This is a genomic window from Nitrososphaerota archaeon (genome assembly GCA_029785825.1).
Lineage (GTDB): Archaea > Thermoproteota > Nitrososphaeria > Nitrososphaerales > Gagatemarchaeaceae > UBA183.
On the sequence record JAFLYY010000001.1, the window covers coordinates 1,048,024 to 1,067,455 of the forward strand.

General features: G+C 65.8%; 20 protein-coding genes and 1 tRNA gene. 7 read left to right on the top strand and 14 right to left on the bottom strand.

Features of this window, described 5'->3' with window-relative positions:
* Window positions 1-24 precede the first annotated feature (24 nt).
* The gene (locus tag JRN21_05535; GenBank protein ID MDG6988774.1) at window positions 25-1,413 is read right to left on the bottom strand and encodes a hypothetical protein; all 1,389 of its coding nucleotides are present in this window, start codon (window positions 1,411-1,413) and stop codon (window positions 25-27) included.
* A 135-nt stretch (window positions 1,414-1,548) separates the two neighbouring features.
* Between JRN21_05535 and JRN21_05540 the strand changes: the two genes are divergently transcribed.
* Entirely contained in the window at window positions 1,549-1,986 is a 438-nt protein-coding gene (locus tag JRN21_05540) for a CBS domain-containing protein (GenBank protein MDG6988775.1), read from the top strand.
* A 10-nt stretch (window positions 1,987-1,996) separates the two neighbouring features.
* Complete coding sequence (locus JRN21_05545) at window positions 1,997-2,416, top strand: ribonuclease HI family protein (GenBank protein MDG6988776.1); 420 nt, start codon at window positions 1,997-1,999, stop codon at window positions 2,414-2,416.
* A gap of 227 nt (window positions 2,417-2,643) precedes the next feature.
* Here the strand turns inward: JRN21_05545 and JRN21_05550 are convergent, their stop codons facing one another.
* The 6 genes from JRN21_05550 to JRN21_05575 all read right to left on the bottom strand — a co-directional run bounded on the left by JRN21_05550 (window position 2,644) and on the right by JRN21_05575 (window position 7,044).
* The gene (locus tag JRN21_05550) at window positions 2,644-2,847 is read right to left on the bottom strand and encodes a hypothetical protein (protein ID MDG6988777.1); all 204 of its coding nucleotides are present in this window, start codon (window positions 2,845-2,847) and stop codon (window positions 2,644-2,646) included.
* Between the two features lie 612 nt (window positions 2,848-3,459).
* A complete protein-coding gene (locus JRN21_05555; protein ID MDG6988778.1) occupies window positions 3,460-3,627 on the bottom strand; it encodes a hypothetical protein in 168 nt (55 codons plus the stop codon).
* An 877-nt stretch (window positions 3,628-4,504) separates the two neighbouring features.
* Window positions 4,505-4,606 (bottom strand) — tRNA-Val (locus JRN21_05560).
* Window positions 4,607-4,722: 116 nt separating this feature from the next.
* The gene (locus tag JRN21_05565) at window positions 4,723-4,890 is read right to left on the bottom strand and encodes a 50S ribosomal protein L40e (protein ID MDG6988779.1); all 168 of its coding nucleotides are present in this window, start codon (window positions 4,888-4,890) and stop codon (window positions 4,723-4,725) included.
* Between the two features lie 193 nt (window positions 4,891-5,083).
* Window positions 5,084-5,911, bottom strand: a complete 828-nt coding sequence (gene sucD, locus JRN21_05570) for a succinate--CoA ligase subunit alpha (GenBank protein ID MDG6988780.1) — start codon at window positions 5,909-5,911, stop codon at window positions 5,084-5,086.
* A gap of 38 nt (window positions 5,912-5,949) precedes the next feature.
* Window positions 5,950-7,044 carry an acetate--CoA ligase family protein gene (locus JRN21_05575; protein ID MDG6988781.1) on the bottom strand — a complete coding sequence of 365 codons (1,095 nt, stop codon included), beginning with the start codon at window positions 7,042-7,044 and terminating at the stop codon, window positions 5,950-5,952.
* A gap of 180 nt (window positions 7,045-7,224) precedes the next feature.
* On the opposite strand from JRN21_05575, the gene albA reads away from it, so the two are divergent.
* Window positions 7,225-7,533, top strand: coding sequence for a DNA-binding protein Alba (gene albA, locus JRN21_05580; GenBank protein MDG6988782.1), 309 nt, complete (start codon window positions 7,225-7,227; stop codon window positions 7,531-7,533).
* A gap of 151 nt (window positions 7,534-7,684) precedes the next feature.
* Window positions 7,685-8,221, top strand: a complete 537-nt coding sequence (locus JRN21_05585) for a hypothetical protein (GenBank protein ID MDG6988783.1) — start codon at window positions 7,685-7,687, stop codon at window positions 8,219-8,221.
* A 33-nt stretch (window positions 8,222-8,254) separates the two neighbouring features.
* Here JRN21_05585 and aspS read toward each other — a convergent pair whose 3' ends face one another.
* From aspS to JRN21_05605, 4 genes are all read right to left on the bottom strand, one after another.
* Window positions 8,255-9,568, bottom strand: a complete 1,314-nt coding sequence (gene aspS, locus JRN21_05590) for an aspartate--tRNA(Asn) ligase (protein MDG6988784.1) — start codon at window positions 9,566-9,568, stop codon at window positions 8,255-8,257.
* A 43-nt stretch (window positions 9,569-9,611) separates the two neighbouring features.
* Window positions 9,612-9,971, bottom strand: a complete 360-nt coding sequence (locus JRN21_05595) for a hypothetical protein (protein ID MDG6988785.1) — start codon at window positions 9,969-9,971, stop codon at window positions 9,612-9,614.
* Between the two features lie 244 nt (window positions 9,972-10,215).
* Entirely contained in the window at window positions 10,216-11,373 is a 1,158-nt protein-coding gene (locus JRN21_05600) for an AAA family ATPase (GenBank protein ID MDG6988786.1), read from the bottom strand.
* 86 nt (window positions 11,374-11,459) lie between these two features.
* Window positions 11,460-12,323 carry a hypothetical protein gene (locus JRN21_05605; protein MDG6988787.1) on the bottom strand — a complete coding sequence of 288 codons (864 nt, stop codon included), beginning with the start codon at window positions 12,321-12,323 and terminating at the stop codon, window positions 11,460-11,462.
* Window positions 12,324-12,452: 129 nt separating this feature from the next.
* Here JRN21_05605 and JRN21_05610 point away from each other — a divergent pair, with 129 nt between their 5' ends.
* Window positions 12,453-13,079, top strand: coding sequence for a DUF998 domain-containing protein (locus tag JRN21_05610; protein MDG6988788.1), 627 nt, complete (start codon window positions 12,453-12,455; stop codon window positions 13,077-13,079).
* Between the two features lie 44 nt (window positions 13,080-13,123).
* Here JRN21_05610 and JRN21_05615 read toward each other — a convergent pair whose 3' ends face one another.
* Window positions 13,124-13,777: a hypothetical protein gene (locus JRN21_05615; protein ID MDG6988789.1), complete on the bottom strand. Its 654-nt coding sequence runs from the start codon at window positions 13,775-13,777 to the stop codon at window positions 13,124-13,126.
* A gap of 187 nt (window positions 13,778-13,964) precedes the next feature.
* Here JRN21_05615 and JRN21_05620 point away from each other — a divergent pair, with 187 nt between their 5' ends.
* Entirely contained in the window at window positions 13,965-14,654 is a 690-nt protein-coding gene (locus tag JRN21_05620; protein MDG6988790.1) for a metallophosphoesterase family protein, read from the top strand.
* A gap of 33 nt (window positions 14,655-14,687) precedes the next feature.
* The gene (locus tag JRN21_05625; GenBank protein ID MDG6988791.1) at window positions 14,688-17,885 is read left to right on the top strand and encodes a class I tRNA ligase family protein; all 3,198 of its coding nucleotides are present in this window, start codon (window positions 14,688-14,690) and stop codon (window positions 17,883-17,885) included.
* Between the two features lie 2 nt (window positions 17,886-17,887).
* Here the strand turns inward: JRN21_05625 and JRN21_05630 are convergent, their stop codons facing one another.
* Entirely contained in the window at window positions 17,888-18,340 is a 453-nt protein-coding gene (locus tag JRN21_05630; GenBank protein ID MDG6988792.1) for a GtrA family protein, read from the bottom strand.
* A 54-nt stretch (window positions 18,341-18,394) separates the two neighbouring features.
* Window positions 18,395-19,408 carry an exonuclease gene (locus JRN21_05635; protein MDG6988793.1) on the bottom strand — a complete coding sequence of 338 codons (1,014 nt, stop codon included), beginning with the start codon at window positions 19,406-19,408 and terminating at the stop codon, window positions 18,395-18,397.
* Window positions 19,409-19,432 lie beyond the last annotated feature (24 nt).

Here is a 19,432-nt window from a genome sequence, read left to right on the forward strand (position 1 = left end):
TTTGAGGGCCGCTCCGCTTTGATTTTATGAGACCCCAGCGTTTGCTCCGGCTTCCCTCATCCTGGCCAGCTCGACCCAGACTATAGGGGCGACGACCCCCAGCGCGGCGACCATGGCCAGAGCGAACGGGAGCGAGTCGCCTATGACCCTGGACCACAGGGTGGCGAAGTCCGCCGCCGCCAGGTTCGGGATCGTGTACGCGACGAAGGGGGACACGTCGAAGGGCGTGGGAGGGGCGATGGCCGAGGCTTGGGCGGCGAGCCCGTTCACCTCCGCCCCGACGGCGAAGGCCGCGTAGAGCAGCCAGATCTTCTTCCCTTTGACTTCGTCCACTATCACCCCCGCCGGGAGGAGCAGGAGCGGGACGGCGGCCACGAGGAACCTTGGGCCGAAGGCCAGGCCTCCGGTGGGCCCGTACCACATAGAGTACGGGACGACGATGCCGACGAACATGGACAGGAGAAGCAGCATCTCGGGCCTCTTCTCCCCTCTCCTGAAGGCGTCGAACAGGCCCAGCACCCCGACGACGAGCAGAGGCGCGAAAGCGAAAAGGCCCCTGGAGAGGCTGACGAAGTCCAGCGCCAACCCTGCGTATACGGGGGTGCTGAAGGCCCCGAAGAGCGAGCCGCCGAGGTACCCCTGCTCTGTGAAGACCGTCGGGGTTCCGAAGATGGAGTAGTTGTACAGGCCTATGGCGAGCACCCCGGGGGACGCCCCGAGGAGGTACCCCCCGATGCCCGCCCAGGGGGGCCGCCTGGAGCGCGCGAGGGAGGCCGCCAGGTAGACGAAGAGGATGGGGATTATCACGGCGTCGACGTAGTCCACGGTGAACGCGGCCCCGGCAGCGAGGCCGCAGGCCAGAGCACGCCGCCCGGGGGTGGCGGACCTGCCAGCGGTGACCCCGGCGTAGGCGGCGAGGACGACGAACATGGCGGAGACGTCGCTCTGGAAGAAGTAGGTGGCCAGGGGCCAGCTGTTGGTGGACAGGGCGAACGCCAGGCCCAGGAAGACGGAAGTCGACCGTCTGAAGAAGAGGGCGGCGGTCTTGTAGACCAGGAAGGCCGCCAGGGCACCGGTCAGCGCGACGAATGTCTCGGAGAGGACCATGGGGTAGCCGTAGGCCGTGTACCCTCCGGACAGGGCGAACGCCATCCCCATGAACGGGAGGGCGAAGAAGGAGGCGCCAGGAGCGACGGCCGAGTAGATCTGGCCCGTCAGGCGGAAGTCGTCGACGGACCCGGGCGGGGTGCCGCCGGCGGCTCCCAGGGCGGGAGAGTGATACTGCCAGAACGCGTAGGCGAGCTGGACCATGGACGTCGAGTGGTCCGTGGCCCAGACCGTGTTGATGCTCAGCTCGAAGGCGACGAAGGATAGGGCGAAGACCATCAGCCCCCCGGTCAGGACCCGGCGCATCCGGACGCGAGGCGCCTCCGCCGCTTTAATGGTTCCAGGGCCGCCCCTGGCCCGGACAGGGCCTTTCCTGATAGAGTTTCGGACCGGGGCCGGGCAGAGACAAGACCGGAAAGGCTTAATCGAGCCGCTCCCGAGTTGACGCTCGTGGTCCTCTACGCCCGGGACATAGTGGAGAAGGAGTTCCTCTCCCTTTCCGCGGACACCACCGTGAGGGAAGGGGCGAAGGCCATGAGGGACAGGAAGCGAGGGTTCGCCATCGTCGGCACCCCGGCCCTCCCGAGCGGAATAGTGACGGAGTGGGACATCCTGTCGAAGGTGGTCGCCGAGGGGAGGGACCCCGCGCGCACCTCGATGGGCGACATAATGTCCACCGACCTGCTCAGCATAGACGCCGGGGCAGGGCTGTCTGCCGTCTCCGAGACGATGACCGTGCACGGGGTCAGGAGGCTGCTGGTGAAGGACGGGGGAGAGGTCGTGGGTTTCATCACCTCGAGGACGATGCTCGCCCGGATGAACGAATACGTCGACAAGGTGTCCGCCCAGATCAGCAGGCTGCAGGCGCCCTGGTTCTGAAGGAGCGCGCTTGACGGTAACGGTGTACATCGACGGGCTCTCGGAGCCGCAAAACCCCGGCACCGGCACCTACGGGTACCTCGTCTACCAAGATGGGAAGAAGGTGGCCGAGGGGTCCGGGCTGGCCGGGCGCGGGGTCACGAGCAACTTCGCCGAGTACTCAGCCCTCGCTGAAGCGCTGAAGAGGCTCCTGGCCCTGGGGATAGGCGGGGACGTGCTGGTGAAGTCCGACTCGAAGCTCCTCGTCGGCCAGATGGGGGGAGGGTGGAAGGTCAAGGGGGGGATGTACCTGGAGAAGCTGAAGGAGGCCAGGGAGCTCGTCAGGGAGTTCGGCTCGGTCAGGTTCGAATGGATACCGAGGGAGCAGAACCAGGAGGCCGACCTCCTCACGAGGGTGGCGTATCAGCGGTACGGAGCCAGCGGAGGGTAGTCGCCCCTGCAGGTAAGCACCGCGTCGCCGGCCGAGCGGGTCGTGGCTCACCGCCCCTTGGCCGTCTTCCTGGCCGTCATCCTGTTCTCCCTTTCAGCGAGCGGGTGGTCCGGGGCCGTCGGTGCGCCCCCGGCCGGGCACGCCGTGCGAGGCCAGCCTCTAGCCGCTTCCCTTCTCGTCCCCGCGCCAGCGGGAGCCCCGAGGCTGCAGACATCGAGCGGCCCGACCTATGACGAGCAGCTCGGGACGTCGTTCACCCAGAACTTCCGGTCGCTCGAGTACAACGTCACGGCCGTGGCGCAGACCGACCCCGTGTCTGGGGACGGCCCCGCGTATCTCCTCAACGGGCTTACAGGGGCCGGATACTGGTACCAGGTGGGGCTGGCTTGGAACTGGTACCCCGGGAACACCCCTGGGACGGGATTCGACATGGTCTACGAGGTCTTCGACTCCAGCGGAGCTTCCATCCTCCCCGCCGGAGGAGGGGGCGGGCTCCAGGCCTTCACAGGCGCCGTCGAGGCGGGAGACACGGTCGTCCTCCGCCTCTACTTCGAACTTGGCCAGGTAGTGATGTACGCTCAGGACGCGAACACCGGGGCGGTGGCCTCGGCGAGCTTCAGCGCCCAGGGGGCGACGGAGTTCACCGGCCAGTCTTCCTACCTGCCGTTCAGCCCGACCGACGCCAACGGGTTCTTCACGGGGCTGATGACAGAGTGGTATCATCCGAGCCCCTACTACTCCGACGAGGCCAAGGTGACGTACGAGGCTCCGAGCCCGATATCCAGCGCCTGGATGTGGATGGACGAGTTCCAGTGCTCCGACTCCAACTGCACGACGAGGACGTCGCTCTTCTACTCGTCGACAAGCGGCCCGATAACATACAGCAGCTCCGACCGGCTCGTCCCGTTCTCTTCGAACGGCGCCACGGAGTTCAGCGACCCTTACGCCTTCGTGACCGGCTCACTTTCCCTCCAGAAGTACGCCCTCGCGGTCGTCTACTCGGTCCAGGAGGCGGGCATCCACCCGTCCCCGGTGCTGAGCTACTACTCGAACGGGATCATCGTCGACGTGTCGCTCCCCGGCTCAGGGGGGACGTTCCTCGTCGACCAGGGGAGCCGCTGGAACATCACCGCGCTCCTCCCCGGCTCCGGGGGGACCGAAAGGTGGATCACCCTCGGGGTGACGAGCGGGGTCGCGTCGTCCAACTCCACCGTCAGCCTGACCTACTTCCACCAGTACCGGGTGACTTTCGGTACCGAGGAGGTCGGAGGGGGGTCCGGGTTCTCCCAGCCCGCGGTGTCATACGTCGAGTTCGGGGCGCGGGAGATCGCCGCGACCGGGGCGGGGGTCTGGGCTGACGCGGGGACCAACGGGACGTTCCCGTCGGTCGTCCAAGGGGGGACGGGAGAGAGGTGGGTCGCAGCAGCGCCCCAGGTCGCGGTGAGCGCCCCGGGGCAGCTAACGGCTGTCTACAGTCACCAGTACTTCGTGACCGCAGCCCCTGCCCCAGGGGTCGGAGGGGTCGCGTCGCCGACGGGGTGGTACGCCGCCGGCGACGAGGTGTCGGTCGCCGCAGCGGCGTCGCCAGGGTGGATGTTCGAGGGGTGGTCGGGGAGCGGCGCCGGGAGCTACTCTGGCAACTCTTCGACGGGGACCGTCACCCTGGGCGGGCCTGTGAACGAGACGGCGGCGTTCTACCCCGCGTTCACGATCACGGTCTCGGGCGAGGGCTCGGTCGCCTACGCCTACGGAGGGGTCTCCGGGACGGTCGCCTCGGGCTCGCGGACCCTCTACCTCCCTCCCGGCACGCCCGTTGAGCTCACCGCGACCCCCTCGTCGTTCTACTCGGCCTTCCAGAAGTGGCAGGGGGCCCTGAACGGGTCGCAGCGCTCCGGGTCTGTTACGGTGGCAGGCCCCTCTCAGGTGGGCGCGAGGTTCGCCACCGACCTCCTGTCGCTGGCGGCCTCCGTCGCTGCGGTCGGAGCGGCGGCCCTGGGCATCGCCTATGGGCTCCGGAAGAGGAAGCACGCCGCGGCCGCGCCGGCGGCGCCCGGGAGAAGCGAAGCGGAGGTACGAAGCGGCGGGAGCTGGTGGGCCCGCCCGGACTCGGACCGGGGATTCTAGCGCGGGGGTCCTGACCCCGTTTCGCCGTGTGAGAGCGACGTCATAGCCAGACTAGACCACGGGCCCTAGCCTGCCGTCGGGACACCCGATATTTGCTTTTTTACATTCGCGGCTTCGGCCAGACCCCGGTGCCCTGCCCAAGGCCGAGGACGGCGTAGGAGAGTGCCCCGGTGCTGCCCCGCTTACTTCTTCAACCCGACGGACCTGTTCTTCAACCGCAGGTCCGCCGACTTGCACTTCCTGCACCTTTCGGCGTTGATCGGGTTCCTGGCCCCGCACCTGAGGCAGACCTGAAGGAAGAGGCGCCGCTTCTGTGCGATCTGCTTCTTCGACGCGTCTGCTATTGGCAAAGGGGCTACTTTCGTCCGCCTGACGAGTCCCGACTATAAGTTTTCGGTGGACGGTCAGCCCTGAAACGGTCCGGGGACGGAAGGTGCTGCCGAGGACGGTCGACCTGTGCGTCGCGGAACCCCCCGAAGCGCGACCGAAGCTCAGAAGAGCGCGGAAGGCGGTCAGGGGCAGTTGCCGGACCGGGCGAAGCGGTCAGAGGCTCTGCCTGACGAGGGACGGGACCTCCATGGGGGTCCTCGCGACCTTCACCCCCGCGTCTGTGAGGGCCCGTATCTTCGAGTCCGCCGTCCCGAAGTCCCCGTAGATGATCGCGCCTGCGTGCCCCATCTTCTTCTCCTTGGGGGCGTGCCTCCCAGCCACGTAGGACACTATGGGCTTGCTGTAGCCCGACTTCTTGATGTGCCTCGCGAGGCGCTCCTCGGCGTCCCCACCGATCTCCCCGACCGCCACCACGACCTCGGTCCCCGGGTCCTTCTGGAGGAAGTCCATCCACTCTGTGGGGGTGGAGCCGTTGATGGGGTCCCCCCCGATCCCCACGGCCACCGACTGCCCGTACCCCGCGGCCGTAAGCTGCCCGGCTATCTCGTAGGTGAGGGTCCCGCTGCGAGAGAAGAGCGCCACCTTTCCAGGCGAGAACGAAGGCGCCGGCATTATCCCCATCTTCACCTTCTGCGACGGGACTATGATCCCGGGGCAGTTCGGCCCTATTATCGTCGCGCCCTTGGTCTGGGCGAGCTGCACGAGCCTGAGCTCGTCGCGGACGGGGACGTGCTCCGTGATGAGGACGAGGAGCGCCACCCCCGCCTCCAGCGCCTCCTTGCCAGCCGAGTAGGTGTACTCTGCTGGGACGAAACAGACCGAAGCCCTGGCCCCCGTCTTCGCCATGGCCTCCGACACGGTGCCGTACACGGGGACCCCTTCGACGGTCTGCCCCCCCTTCCCGGGGGTGACCCCTGCCACGATGTTGGTGCCGTACTGGAGCATCAGCTTCGTGTGGAGCCTGCCGTAGGTCCCCGTCATCCCCTGCACCAGCACCGGCTCCCCCTTGCCCGGTATGATCACTGCCCCTTCACCACCGCCTCGACGGCCTCGGGGGCCGTCCTGAAGAGCTTGGCCCGCGTCCCAACGAGGAGCTTCCTCGCCTCCTCTTCGTCTGCCCCGCTGACCCTCGCGTAGAGGGGTTTCCCCCCCTCGGCCAGGACCGCCCTTATCCCGGCCGCGACGTCGGTGCTCCGGGTTATCCCGCCGTAGATGTTGACCAGGATGCGGCTGACCCCCGGGAGCCTGTTCACCAGCCTGAGGGCAGCCTCGACCCTGTCCTGCTGCGCGCCGCCGCCCAGGTCCAGGAAGCAGGCGGGGGTCCCTCCCGCGTCTCCCACCAGGTCGAGGGTCGAAAGGACGAGACCGGCGCCGTTCCCGACGACAGCTATGTCTCCCCCGAGCCTTACGAAGGCGAACCCCTGTCGGGACGCCTCCCCCTCGAGCTCGTCCTCCGGGTGGAGCTTGGCGAACTCCGGGTGGCGGAAAAGCGCGTTGTCGTCTACGATGACCTTGGCGTCCAGGGGCATCAGGGTCCCGTCCTTCCCCACCGCCAGAGGGTTGATCTCCGCGAGCTCGCACTCCTTCTCCCGGGCGAGGCGCTCGAGCGAGAGGAGGATACGGGCGTGCTGCTCCGCCTGGCGGGGCGGGAGGTTCAACTCTTCGGCCACCGCGGCCGCGAACCCTTCGTCGATGCCGTCCAGGGGGATCTTGCGTATCACCTTGCCGGAGAGCGACTCGACCTCGACGCCCCCCGCCTTCGCTGCGATGACGACGAACGACCTGTCCCCCCGGTCGAGGGTCACCGAGAGGTACATCTCTGAATCGTGGGGGTATGCCTCCTCGAGGAGGAGGACCCCGGGCTTCTCCCCGCCTATGGACAGGCCGAAGATCCGCTCGGCCTCCGACCTGGCCTTCGCCGCGTCGCTGACTATCGCTATCCCCCCCGCCTTCCCCCGCCCTCCGGCGAGGACCTGCGACTTTATGGCCACGGGCGGGGTGAGCTTCCTGAACGCCTCGACCGCGTCGTCTGCCGTGTCCGCCCTGATAGACTTCGGGACGGCCAGGCCATACTCCTTGAAGAGCTCCTTGGCCTGATATTCGAAGAGACGCACGACAGGCGCGCCCCGACCATCGGGGTTAAACTTACCGCCCCGGGCCGTCGGGGTCAGTAACCGGTGTCAGAGGGACCCTGTCCCACCCGTGGGCGCGGCCCTCAGGCGCACCGCACGCGCAGGCGGATGTGACGCCTGACTGCATAGCGGATAAATAGGCCGCGGCGGGCGGAGAGTCCAATGGCCAACCAACCAGAACACGAAGAAGTGCAACCACGCGAACCAAACACGATCTATGTCGGGAAGAAGCCGACCATGAACTACGTTCTGGCGGTCCTGACACAGATCAACAATGGGTCCAACCCGGTCACCGTGAAGGCTCGAGGACGAGCCATCTCGCGGGCGGTCGATGTTGCCCAGGTGCTGACGAAGCGGTTCGCCACAGACGTCCGGGTGCAGGGCATCTCCATCAACACGGAGCAGGTCAAGAGCACCATCACCGGCGGCATGAGCAACGTCTCTTCCATAGAGATCAAACTCGGGAAGTAGCACCCCGAGAGACGGCTCAGATGGCGGCGCAGGAGCGCTATACCAGCGTAAGCTGAGGGCAAGAGGCGGCTCAAAAGCCGCGCCCCACAGGGTCGGCGGTCCGTCCTGCCGCCGAACATTTTTTATGCGTGTGCAGGGATGCTTTTCTTCGATGCAGCCGAAGCTCCCCATCTGCTTCTTCGACGCGAAGACGGGGATGCTCTGCGGCAACTGCGAGACGAGGCTCGCACGCGGCGAGGTCACCCACGCCGACGTGGAGGCTTCGAGGGCCGTGGCCCAGCTCTCCGACCGGGTCGTGGAGCTGCAGAGGGCCACCCTGAAGAAGGCGTCCGAGGTGAACGGGAGCTACGTGCTCGAGTTCGAGCCGTCCGACATGCCCGCTCTGCGAAGCAATCCTCTCCTGCTGGAGGAGCTCGAGAACGCGCTGAAGGGGAGGGTCTGGGTGGTCGGCGCCGGCGGGAGCGAAAGAAGGTTCCTCGAGGACGTGTTCTTCCCCGCGAAGGTCCTGACGGTCAACACGGTCTACCTCCCTGACGGGGAGAAGAAGACCAAGGTCATCGTACCGGCGAGGAGGAGCGAACGGAGGATAGGGGACTTCGACAAGCTGAGGGCGGCGGTCAAGGGCGCCAGGGGGATAGACCTCCTGATGGAGACGGAGCGGGAAGTGGCCGCGAGCCTCTACTCCTAGAGCCGGACCGAAAGTACGGAGCGCGCCGGGCCTTTACGGCTGCAGCCTTTCCGGGTCCCGGGGGAAAAGGACGGCCTCCTTGACGTTCTCCATCCCCAGGAGCCGCGCGGTGAACCTCTCTATGCCGAAGGAGAACCCGCCGTGGGGCGGGACGCCGTAGCGGAAGGGCTCCGTGAACCAGGCGAGCGACTTCGCGTCCATCCCCTTCTCCTTGATCTGGGCCATGATCTTCTCGTGCCTGTGCTCGCGCTGCCCCCCCGAAGACAGCTCGAGGCTCCCGAAGAAGAAGTCGGTCGACCTGGCATATTCAGGCTCGTCGTCGTATCTCATGATGTAGAAGGGCTTGGGCTTCGACGGGAACCGGCTCACGAAGAAGAAGTCGGTCCCGAACTTCTCCCTGGCGTATGCGGCGAGGAGGTCCTTCGACTCCTCGTCGAGGTCCTCGCCCCTGGGGAGCTCCTTCCCCTTCGACTCCAGTATGCCGTACACCTCCGGGAAGTCGATCTCCGGGAACGGCGTCTTTGGCAACGGGAGCTCGCGCTTGAGCACCGCCAGCTCGTTCGGGCAACGCTTCGTCGCCTTCTCTATCCCATGGACCACCATCTCCTCTTCGACGCGCATCACGTCTCTCTCGTCGGCGATGAAGCCGATCTCCGGGGCTATGGTCCTGTGCTCGCTGAGGTGGCGCGGGGTGTGGGAGAGCTCGGCCCGCCAGTTGGTGCCCAGGTCGTAGATCCGGTCGAACCCCCCGGCGATGGTCAGCTGCCGGTGTAGCTGGGGGTCCTGCCTGAGGAAGGCATCCCGCCCATAGTAGTCGATCTTGAAGACCTCCGACCCGCCCTCCGACACCCCGCCGATTATGCTGGGCGTGAAAGCCCTGATGAACCCCGACCCCTGGAGGTACTCCTCGAACCCCTGGACGAGGGCGTTCTCGATGTTGAACACAGCCGTGGTCTCCGGGCGCCGGAGCTCCAGCGACCTCCACTCGAGTCGCGTGTCCAGGGCAGCCGGGGTCACCCCCCTCGGGTCCAGGGGGAGCGGGGCCGCGGACCTGGCGATCACCTCCACCGACCTGGGGACGACCTCGAACCCCTGGCGGGCGGCCTTGCTCTCCTTGACCTCTCCCACGCATGATATCACGTCCTCCTGGTGGAGCCCCGACACCGCGGCGTAGACCTCGGGGGTGACCGTCTTCTTCGGGACCGCTAGCTGCACGATCCCCCTCGGGTTCCTGAGGAGGACGAAGCTGATCCCGCCGAGGGCTCTGACGTCGTGGACCCACCCTTCGAGGCGGACTTCGCGGCCCACCCTTTTCCCCAGGTCGGCCGGCGTAAGAGGCTCCTGCATCAGCAGGGGGGTCGGAAGAGCGAGGATAAGAGCTTGGGGAGCTTCAGTCGAAGGTGCGCCTGGGCGCCGCCCTCTCGAGGGCGAAGAACGTCTCGGCTGCCTCGGGGGTCAGCAGGTGCATGTTGTATGACAGCGCCAGCTGCTTGGCCTCCTTCGTGACCGTCCCGGGCGGCGAGACGATGCTCACCTGGCACCCTGCGTCGAACTTCTTGGCGTACGACACGACCACCTGCACGTCGGTGACGGAGTCGTAGAAGTCGAAGGCGTAGTTGCGGGTCCCGTCCGAAAAGAGAAGGTCGAACCTGTGCTCGACCCCTGAGCTCCCCTGGAGGACGTGGGGCGTCACGGGGTTCAGGCCTGCCTTCAGAGCGCTCACTTCGAGGGCGAGCTTCTCAAACTCCATACTCTGACCGCCCTGCGCGTTCCAGGTTTGCATATAAGGGATGTGTACGCCTTTCGCGCGATACACGAGCGCATATATCGGGACCGGGGCCGTTACAGGGCCCTCCTCCCAAGGTCGCCGAGACCCCCAGGCCTGACAGGGAGGCCCTGGCTCTCATCGGCGCGCTCGGAGGCTTCTGGCCGGTGGCGGGGTTCAGCGCCGAAGGCTTCTGGGCGGCGCTCTTGTCGTGGTCGAAGCCGGGTCCTCAGAGCGCGCTGAAGCTGTTGCTCCAGTCCGTGTAGGCGCGCACGGCTTGCGGCGAGACCGAAGGCTTCCTGGCCCTCATGATCTCCTTGAAGTCCGTGATCGTGATCGGCCGGGTCGTCGAGTCCTTGTCCAGCGCGTTGCCTGACTTGAACAGCTCCCTTACGACGCGCAGCTGGACGCCCTGGCAGATGTCCTTGATGTCGCTGCCAGAATAGCCCTCGCTGAGCCTGGCCAACGTGGCGGGTTCGACGTCGTCGGCGAGGGTGAGCGGCGCGGTGTACATCTTGAACTGGGACATGCGGGCTTCGGTTTCTGGGAGCGGGACAAGGATCCTCTTGGGGAACCTGCGTATGAAAGGCTGGTCAAGGCTCCACGGCTTGTTCGTCGCGCCTATCACGTACATGTGGAGGTTCTTCCCCTTGTCGTTGATGCCGTCCGTCTCCTTGAGGAACTGGTCCCTGACCCTCACCTCCCCTCCGACCTCCTGTCCCCTGGTCCCGAGGAGCGAGTCGATCTCGTCCACGAACACGATGACCGGCTTGTTGTCAGCGAGCATCTTCCTGGCGTTGCTGAAAAGCTTGGCGACGTTCTTCTCCCCCTCGCCCAGCCACTTGCTCATTATCGACGCGGCGTCTACCGATATGAAGTAACCGTCTATCTCCGCGGCCGTCGCAGCCGCGATCATGGTCTTCCCGCACCCGGGGGGGCCGTAGAGGAGGATGCCCCTGGGCCAGCCGAGCTTGAAGAGGTCCGGGCGGAGGTAGGGGAAGACGATCGACTCGCGTATCGCCATCTTGCAGTCCTCCAGGCCTATCACGTCGTCCCACTTGACGTCAGGCTTCTCCGTGACGACGAGCTCGCTGAAGGACGCCTTCAGCTGCTGCACGACCTGGGGGCCCTTGGGGGAGTTCTGGCTGGCGTTCGTCGCACCCGAGGTCCCGGCCATGCCGCCGTTCCCCTGTGTGGGCTGCGGGGACCAGTCTGACTCCGTGGCCTGGTCCTGGGGGAGGAGGCCGTGGGCGGCCTGTATCGCCTTCACCCTCTCCTGATATGCCATGGCGCGCTCGGTGTACTGCTTGTTCAGGCGGTAGTCAGGGTAGAGGTGGACTAGCTTGACCAGGGTGGAGATCGCCTTCTGGTACATCTGGATGGCCATCCCGTGGGCCCCCTGGGAGTCTAGCCTGATGGCCTCGGAGGCATACTTCTTCGCGTCGTCCTCCAGCTCCTTGGCCGCTACGACGCTCAACTGCCAGCCCCTCCTGACTCCCCTACCTTTACCTTGCCCTGGGCCATGAGGGTGAGCATCGCCTGCTCCACCTCGTCAGAGGGCATGTTGAGGACCGTGGAGGCGTCGGTTATGTCTACGCTCCCGTTGTGGATCGCGGCGTACTGGAGGACCTGCTCCTCGGTCTCCGCCGCGGGCCTCGGTTCGTACACCGTCCCCAGGATCTGTGACTCCTCGTCCTCGTCCCCTCCCGCGGCCAGCAGGGGGATCCTCTGCTGGATCTCGGGGGCCTCCCTCTGTATGAGCCTGGGTGACACCCTGAGGGTCCGCTTCATCTCCTCGGCGCGCTCCTCGGCAAGCTTCCTCGCCTGCTCCACCAGCTCCTCGCCGCTGTCGGTCCTGATGTTCAGGTGTATGTCGGGGGAGATGGTCCCCATTCCGACCATCGTCTCGTTGAGAGCGTCGCTGATCTGGGTCGAGGCCTGGTCGAGCGAGGGGGCCAGCCCCTGGACGGTCTTGTTGATCTTGCTCAGCACCTTGAACGCCATGCTCATGTGGGCCATCACGTCGCCCACGTCGACGATGCTCTCCAGGCGGAGGACGACCTGGACGAGCGCGAGCTCGCTGGCGTAGACGACCTTCCCCACCTTCCTCAGCTCTGCCCACTCGTTGGCGTAGATGGTCGCCTTCGTCTGGTCTTTGCTCAGCATCGCCCTGACGGTGGTGTCGAAGAGGGCCTTCCGCCTCTGTTCCAGCCTCCCCCTGAGGTTCTCCAGCTCCTTGCGGTGGTACTCTATCTCCTTGATCGTCGACGCCAGCTTCGGCTTTATACTGTCCTCTCGGTGAAGGCCAAAAGCACGCAGAGGTGCGCCAGACGGCAAGGACGGCGCTTAAAGGCCACCCCCCTGATAATCACGGGGTTGGTCAAGACTATCAAGACTAACAGGTGAATTTACAGTAGTGATTCCTTCCCTCCGCCAGTCCTCCGCTTCCCGGGGCGCAGGCAGGTAATGGCGTTCCCCAATGCATACGTCAGCACCGACGAGCCGCCCCGGAGGTCGGCGGCAGCAAGGGCGCTCTGCGCTGCAGCCGTAGGCGGAATCGGGTACCTTGGCCTCGTGATCCTGGCCCTGAGCCTGGCGACGCGCGGTTACAGCCCCGTGACCCAGATGGCCAGCGACTACGGAGTCGGACCCTATGCGTTCTGGATGGACTCGGGGTTCTTCGCAGCGGGGCTGGGGTTCGCCTCCCTGGGCGCCGTCCTCGCAGTCTCTCACAGGGAGAGGGCGCAGAGAGCGGGAGGGGCGCTCCTCGTGCTTGCCGGCGCGATGCTTATCGTGAACGCCTTCAACGCCACGGACGTCGAAGGCGCGGCGGCGACGTTCCATGGGACGGTCCACAACATGGCAGGGGCGACCTTCTTCCTAACCGCTCCAATCGGGCTCGTCCTTGCGGGGAGGGGGTTCGGGCCGTCGTGGTTCGCCTTCGTGCTTGCCGCCTTCGCCGCCGCGGCCCTCTCTCTGGCCGTCGACTCCGCCATGGGGCTCGGCGCGGCAGGGCTCGTGGAGCGTTTAGTGATACTGGTGACATTCGGCTCCGCCGTCCTCACGGCTGCGAAGGTGTACAGGGAGTCTTAGCTTCCGCTGGGAGCGACTAAAACAGAGGGGTGAGGGTTCCCCGCTTAGTACGAGGTCCCCTCAGTAGAGGTAGCTTCGGCAGACGGGAGGGATGCCGGTATCTCTGGGAACTTCTCGCGCATGCGGGTCTCTGCCACAGCAGAGGCCTCTGCGAGTATCTTCTCAGCGTCCTCGTTGGCCGCCTCGAAGTTCAGCGAGTACCCACCGACCGTCCCTGCGTCTACCAGGATGCTACTCAGCAAGCCAGAGATCTCTCCGATCTCGCTCTCCGCCTCAGGCAGGACGCCCACCAAGCCTTGCTTGACGTTGCGTATCACTGCCATCGCCGGGGTCAGGGTGACTACGATGTCACCTAGCTCTGTGATTGTGTTGAGTCTGAGCACTATCTGTTCGAGCGCGAGCTTGGCCTGTGTGACCATCTTGTTCATCTTCCTGATCTCGGCCAGCTCGTTTGCGAAGACAGACGCGTGCTGTGTGTCGTGTTTCTGTAGAGAGCTCACGACCTTTGCGAAGATCGAGTTGTCCCTCTCTCTGAGTTTGGTGGATGTGGAGTCGAGTTTGGCGACTTGGACTTGGATTTGTCTGACAGCGAGGTCGAGTCTTGGCTTCAGGGGCCCTGGATTCCTTACGGAGTCCTTGACCCGAGTGCCGAAACTCTGGCTGTTTTGCTTTTCCCACTTACCCGCGAAGGTAGACATAGGTAGCTTCGAATATCACGGGCCCTCACAGTCCCTAAGTGGCAGGTAGTGAAATCGTCTTCACCAATGCATTAAGAATTGTTCTTTGGACCGGGAAGCTGATGCCGACGGGGCTCCTTCGCGCCCGCGCGACCGGCCGCACGGGGGTGTGTCGTGTAAATACGCCTCGGCGGAGGCGGACTCCCGTTTGAAGAGCATCGCGGTGATCTCCGACGTGCACGCGAACATGGAGGCGCTGGACGCGGTGCTCGCCGAGGTGGAGGGGATGGACGTCGTCTGCCTGGGGGACCTCGTCGACTACGGGGCCGAGCCGAACGAGGTCATAGCGTCGCTCAGGGGCCGCGGGGCCAGGTGCATCGCAGGGAACCACGACGCCATCGCCCTGACGGGAGACGCGTCCATGCTCAACCCGAAGGCGGCCATGTCGTCCATCTGGACGAGGAGGACGCTGTCCAAGGCGAGCCGAGCGTACCTGGAGGGGCTCCCGGAGGAGACACGGCTGCGGGTCGAAGGGGTCGACCTCTACTTCGTCCACGGCAGCCCCGAGGACCACCTATGGGAGTACGTCGACCCTGCGAGGGAAGCCGACCTCTTCGGATTCTTCCTGGACAGGGCGAAAGCGCAGTGCGTCGGGCTCGGGCACACGCACATCCCGTACGTCTGGAAGGAGGCCGGGAGGGTGGTGTTCAACCCGGGGTCTGTGGGGCAGCCCAGGGACGGCGACAGCAGGGCCGCCTACGCCGTGGTGGACGTGGACGGAGGGCGGGTCGACGTGCTGCTGCGCAGGGTGCGGTATGACGTCGGGAGGGCCGCGTCGAAGATCCGGGAAGCGGGGCTCCCCGCGTCTCACGCCGACAGGCTGGCGACAGGAACCTAAAATACCACCCTGGCGGACGGACTGGTGGCTTGAGTGGTCGTAAAATTAGCCCGCCGTCCTAGAAGAAAGCGCGTCCTCAGCCAAGACTACGACTGGAAGAAGATCGAAGACAAAGTGAGGCGGTTCTATGATTCTCCGGCGGTGAGGCGGGAGATCGCCGGGGCGGTGTCGGGGAAGAAGCCCACGGGGTACGTGGAAGGCCCTCCCACGCTGAACAACCAGCCCCACGTCGGCCATGTCAGAGGGAGGATGATGAAGGACCTGTGGTACAGGTTCCGGACCCTCGAAGGGGACAACATAGTGTTCAGGGGCGGGTGGGACACCCAGGGGCTCCCGGTCGAGCTGCAGGCGGAGAAGGAGCTCGGGCTCTCCGGGAACAAGTGGAAGGACCTCGAGAAGGTGGGGGTCGACAAGCTGGTGGCGGAGTGCAAGAGGCTCATAGGAAAATACAGGCGCGACTGGGAAGAGGCGGACAGGCTGCTGGGGCTGATGCTCGACCACAAAGCGGCCTACATGACCTACAGGGACGAATACATAGAGCGGGAATGGTCTTATCTGGAGAAGGCCTGGAAGAAGGGGCTGCTGGGAGAAGGGTACAAGGTCGTCCCCTACTGCCCCGAGTGCCAGACCGCCCTGAGCGCGGGGGAGGTGTCGCTCGGCGGGTACGACAAGCTGGAGGACCCCAGCCTCTACTACAAGGTGAGGGCCGAGGACGGGGCCTACCTGATCCTGTGGACCACCATGCCGTTCACCGTGGTGACGGACGAGCTGGTAGGGGCAAAGCCGGACTCGGAGTACGAGTACGTGGCCGTCGGGGACGAAGTGTGGGTGGTCAACTCGGGGAGGAAGGAGGCTCTGGGGAAGGAGCTGGGGGTCCAGTTCGGCGAGACGAGGAAGACGGTGCTGGGGAAGGAGCTGGAGGGGCTGAAGTACGAGCACCCGCTCCTAGACCAGATACCCGGCCTGCAGAAGCCCGAGCTCAGGGGGAAGGTCCACCGGGTCGTGGCGGAGGAGTATGTGGACGTGTCAACCGGGACGGGGCTCGTGCACATGTCCCCTGCCAACGGCGAGGAGGACTTCGGGGTCGCCCAGAGGAGAGGGGTCCCTGTGTTCGCCCCCTTCGACGACAGGGTGATCTTCACGGCCGAGGCGGGGAGGTTCTCCGGGCTCTTCGCCAGGGACGCGGACCCGGCCGTCACCGAGGCCCTGAAGGAGAGAGGGGCGCTCGTCAGCGTGGGGAAGCTGGTGCACGACTACCCGATCTGCTGGAGGTCGGACGACAGGCTGGTCTGGCTGGCCCGCAGGGAGTACTTCTACTGGGTGGACAGGATACGCCCCGACGTGGTGCGCGCGGCCGAGAAGGTGGAGTACTACTTCGACAGCCCCAAGAACAGGTTCCTGGCCGGCCTCGCCGAGTCACCCCCCTGGTGCGTGACGAGGGAGAGGGTGTGGGGGACGCCGCTCCCCATCTGGGTCTGCGAGAAGTGCGGGGAGAAGACAGGGGCGTTTTCGAGGGAGGAGATAGTCAGGCAGGCGGTCGAGCTCCCGGACGGTGAGAAGTTCGAGCTGCACAGGCCCTGGATGGACAGGGTGGTCCTCAGGTGCCCGAAGTGCGGCGGGAGGTCCGTCAGGGAGCCCTTCGTCCTCGACACCTGGCACAACAGCGGGTCCGCGCCATACTCGTCGTTCACCGACAGGGAGTTCGAGGAGCTCGTCCCGGTCGAGTTCCTCACCGAGGCCATCGACCAGACCAGGGGGTGGGCGTACACGCTGCTCCTGCTCAGCGTGATCCGCACGGGGAAGCCGGTCGCCCCTTACAGGGCGTTCCTCTTCCAGGGGCACGTCCTTGACCCGAACGGCCAGAAGATGAGCAAGCGCCTCGGGAACGTGGTGCAGGGGCTCGACCTCCTGAGGAACAACTCCGCGGACGTCGCGAGGTTCTACCTGCTTTCGAAGGCGTCCCCCGAGGACTCAGTAAACTTCGACCCGAAGGAGATGTCAGGGAGGCCGTACCAGGTCCTCAACACCCTCTACCATCTCCACCTCTACCTGCAGCAGAACGGGGACGTGGACGGGTACGACCCGAACAAGCACACACTCGCCTGGGCGTCGAAGAGGGGAGGCCTGACCCTGGTGGAAAGGTGGCTCCTGCAGAAGGTCGCCGAGGCCGAGGGCCAGGTGAGGTCGGCATACTCAGCGGGGAGGTACAACGAGGCAGCTAAGGCGCTCGACGAGCTGGCGATAGCGCACCTCAGCCAGACCTACGTGAGGCTCGTGAGGGGAGAGCTGTGGAGCGACGACCCCAGCGGGAAGGGGAGGCGCCTTGCGATCTACGCGGTCCTGGGATACGCCCTGGACAAGGTCGACGAGCTATTGCACCCGGTCGCCCCATTCGCCACCGAGTTCCTCCGCCAGGAGGTGTTCGCCAGGGGCGAGTGGGCCAGGCCCCTAATCGCAGGCGGGTCGTCCCCCCGGACCAGGCTCGGCTCTCCTTCAGCCGAGGCGGCGGTCGACTTCGCCCTGAAGGTGGAGGAGGCTGCCAACGCCGCTAGGGCGAAGGCGAAGCTGAAGCGCCGCTGGCCCCTGAAGGAGGCGGTGGTCCTCACCGCCCCGTCGACGGCGGGGGTGGCGAAGAGGGCGAAGGGGACGGCCGCCCTCCTCTGCAACGTCAAGGGGGTGTCCGTGGTGACCGACGCAGACAGGTTCCCGGCAGCCCTGGCGCTGAGGGTGAACCGGTCCCGGGTGGGAGCGCTCTTCAAGGAGAGGACGAGGGAGGTCTTGGCCCAACTGAGGGCCCCGGAAGGGGCGGCCGCCCTCCGCGCCTACCTCTCAGGGAGAGGGGTCAGGGCCGGGGAGTTCGAAGTCCCTCTGTCGTGCTTCGAGCTCTCCGTGACCCCGAGCGAGGGGTCCGAGGTGGCGGAGAAGGGCGGGGTTTTCGTCGCCGTCCCGAAGGAGAGGGACAGGAAGCTCGTGGCCGAGGGGCTCGTGAGGGACCTCGCCAGGAGGCTGCAGACGCTCAGGAAGGAGAAGGGGTTCACCCCCACCGCCATGCTCGCCTCCGCCTCCGTCGCCGGGCTGGAGGAGGAGGACCTGGACCTGGTCAGGCCCCTCGCCGGCCAGATGGCGCACCTGGTGAGAGCCAGGGCGGTTCGCCTCCTCTCGGCGAAGTCCGGAGGCGGGTGGTCAGAGGCGGAGCTTGACGGCAGGCCCGTCTACCTGAAAGTGGGGTAGCCTCAGGCCGGAGCCCCGGCGGAGAGGGCAGGGACGACCGACTCCTCTTCCTTCTTCATCCAGACGAACCTTACGCTCATCCAGTACCTTAGGAGGAAGGCGGCCCCTATCCCCGCCAGGTTCGACACCCCGGACACGACGCCGAAGTACTCGGTGAGACCGTAGAGGATGGCCAGGTTCACCGCCAGCCCGACGAGCATCAGGCCGTTGAACTTCAGGAGCCTGGCCACCATGTGGCCGTGCCTCCTGTCCCTGAACGTCCAGAACTCGTTGAGGAGGTAGTTGGAGAGGATGGAGACCTCGATGGCCAGGGCGTCGGCGTACAGGTAGTACGCCCCCTCGAAGAGCAGGAGGAGGAACAACCCCTCGTTGACGAAGACCCCGATGATCCCGACCACGTCGAACTTGATGAAGTTCAGCCAGTAGTCGAGGGTGAGGATGCGGCGCAGGTCCATCCGCCCGTCACCCGACGCTCCAGTTGCTCAAGTTGCGCCCGCCGCCGAAGTGGATTATTTAACCGGCCGCTGCGCGCCGGGAAAGTCCGAGAGCGACGACTGGTAGGCGGCCAGGGGGCGGGCTGAGTACCCCATCTTCTTCAGGTCCCGGGCGAACTCGGCGGCGAACCCGTGGACGGTGTACACCATCTCGGGGGAGACCGCCTGGACCAGACTGATCAGCTCCGCGTAGTCGCAGTGGTCGCTGAGCGGGAAGGAGTAGTCGGCCCCCATGGTGTACTTGTACCCTCCCCCCAGGGCCCATCCGCTGAACGCCACCAGGATGGCGCCGTACTCCTTCTTCAGGTGCGCCATCAGCCTGCTCCTGCCGCTCGCCATCGGGCTGATCATGACCCAGGGCCCCCGCGGGAGCCTGTCCCCGTCCTTTTGGGGGTCGAAGGTCTTCCCTGCCTTCAGCGGGACCCCGTGGTCGACATGGACCTTGTTCATGGCCGCCACCTTCTCGTGGTATATGATCGGCTCCCAGCTGGAGAAGAAGTACGAGAGGAGCTGAGCCTTGCCGAGAGGGTACCCCATCAGCACCACCGGGTTCCCCCTGTCGTAGGCGGAGGCGATCAGCGAGTTCACGTCATTCACCAGCTTCGCGGTGGGAGGAAAGACGTACTCGGGGCTCCCGTAGGTGGTCTCCATCACAAGTATCCTAGCCCTCCGGGTCTTGCATCTCCCGAGGAACGCCCTGTTCCTCCCCGACGCGTCCCCGGTGTAGTAGACCTCGTCCGCTATCCTGATCGCCCTGGAGCCCAGTATGTGCCCCGAGTCCAGCAGCTCCACCCCTTCGACCTCTTCGGTGGTGGCTCCGAGGTCGTACCCCCTCACCTTCGCGAGCTCGCGGGTCGCGGCCGAGGCGATGATCTTCTCGCCCTTGGAGGGGGAGTGCATGTGGTCGATGTGCGCGTGGGAGACGAAGGTGTAGTCCGCCCGGACGTGGCTGTGCGGGTCGAGGACGTAGCGGGTGGCTCCGAGGTCGACCTGTATCCCTCCGTTGGAAGTGACCGAGGCGCCCCCCAAGACATGTCTCCGGGCGCCGGAGTG

Coding starts and splice junctions, on each gene's coding strand:
- JRN21_05535 (MDG6988774.1), bottom strand. CDS start 1,413: ATGCGCCGGGTCCTGACCGGGGGGCTGATGGTCTTCGCCCTATCCTTC.
- JRN21_05550 (MDG6988777.1), bottom strand. CDS start 2,847: ATGTCGAATCCCGTCCCAGGGGTGTTCCCGGGGTACCAGTTCCAAGCC.
- sucD (MDG6988780.1), bottom strand. CDS start 5,911: ATGACGGGGACCTACGGCAGGCTCCACACGAAGCTGATGCTCCAGTAC.
- albA (MDG6988782.1), top strand. CDS start 7,225: ATGGCCAACCAACCAGAACACGAAGAAGTGCAACCACGCGAACCAAAC.
- JRN21_05585 (MDG6988783.1), top strand. CDS start 7,685: ATGCAGCCGAAGCTCCCCATCTGCTTCTTCGACGCGAAGACGGGGATG.
- aspS (MDG6988784.1), bottom strand. CDS start 9,568: ATGCAGGAGCCTCTTACGCCGGCCGACCTGGGGAAAAGGGTGGGCCGC.
- JRN21_05595 (MDG6988785.1), bottom strand. CDS start 9,971: ATGGAGTTTGAGAAGCTCGCCCTCGAAGTGAGCGCTCTGAAGGCAGGC.
- JRN21_05600 (MDG6988786.1), bottom strand. CDS start 11,373: ATGGCCATCCAGATGTACCAGAAGGCGATCTCCACCCTGGTCAAGCTA.
- JRN21_05610 (MDG6988788.1), top strand. CDS start 12,453: ATGGCGTTCCCCAATGCATACGTCAGCACCGACGAGCCGCCCCGGAGG.
- JRN21_05615 (MDG6988789.1), bottom strand. CDS start 13,777: ATGTCTACCTTCGCGGGTAAGTGGGAAAAGCAAAACAGCCAGAGTTTC.
- JRN21_05630 (MDG6988792.1), bottom strand. CDS start 18,340: ATGGACCTGCGCCGCATCCTCACCCTCGACTACTGGCTGAACTTCATC.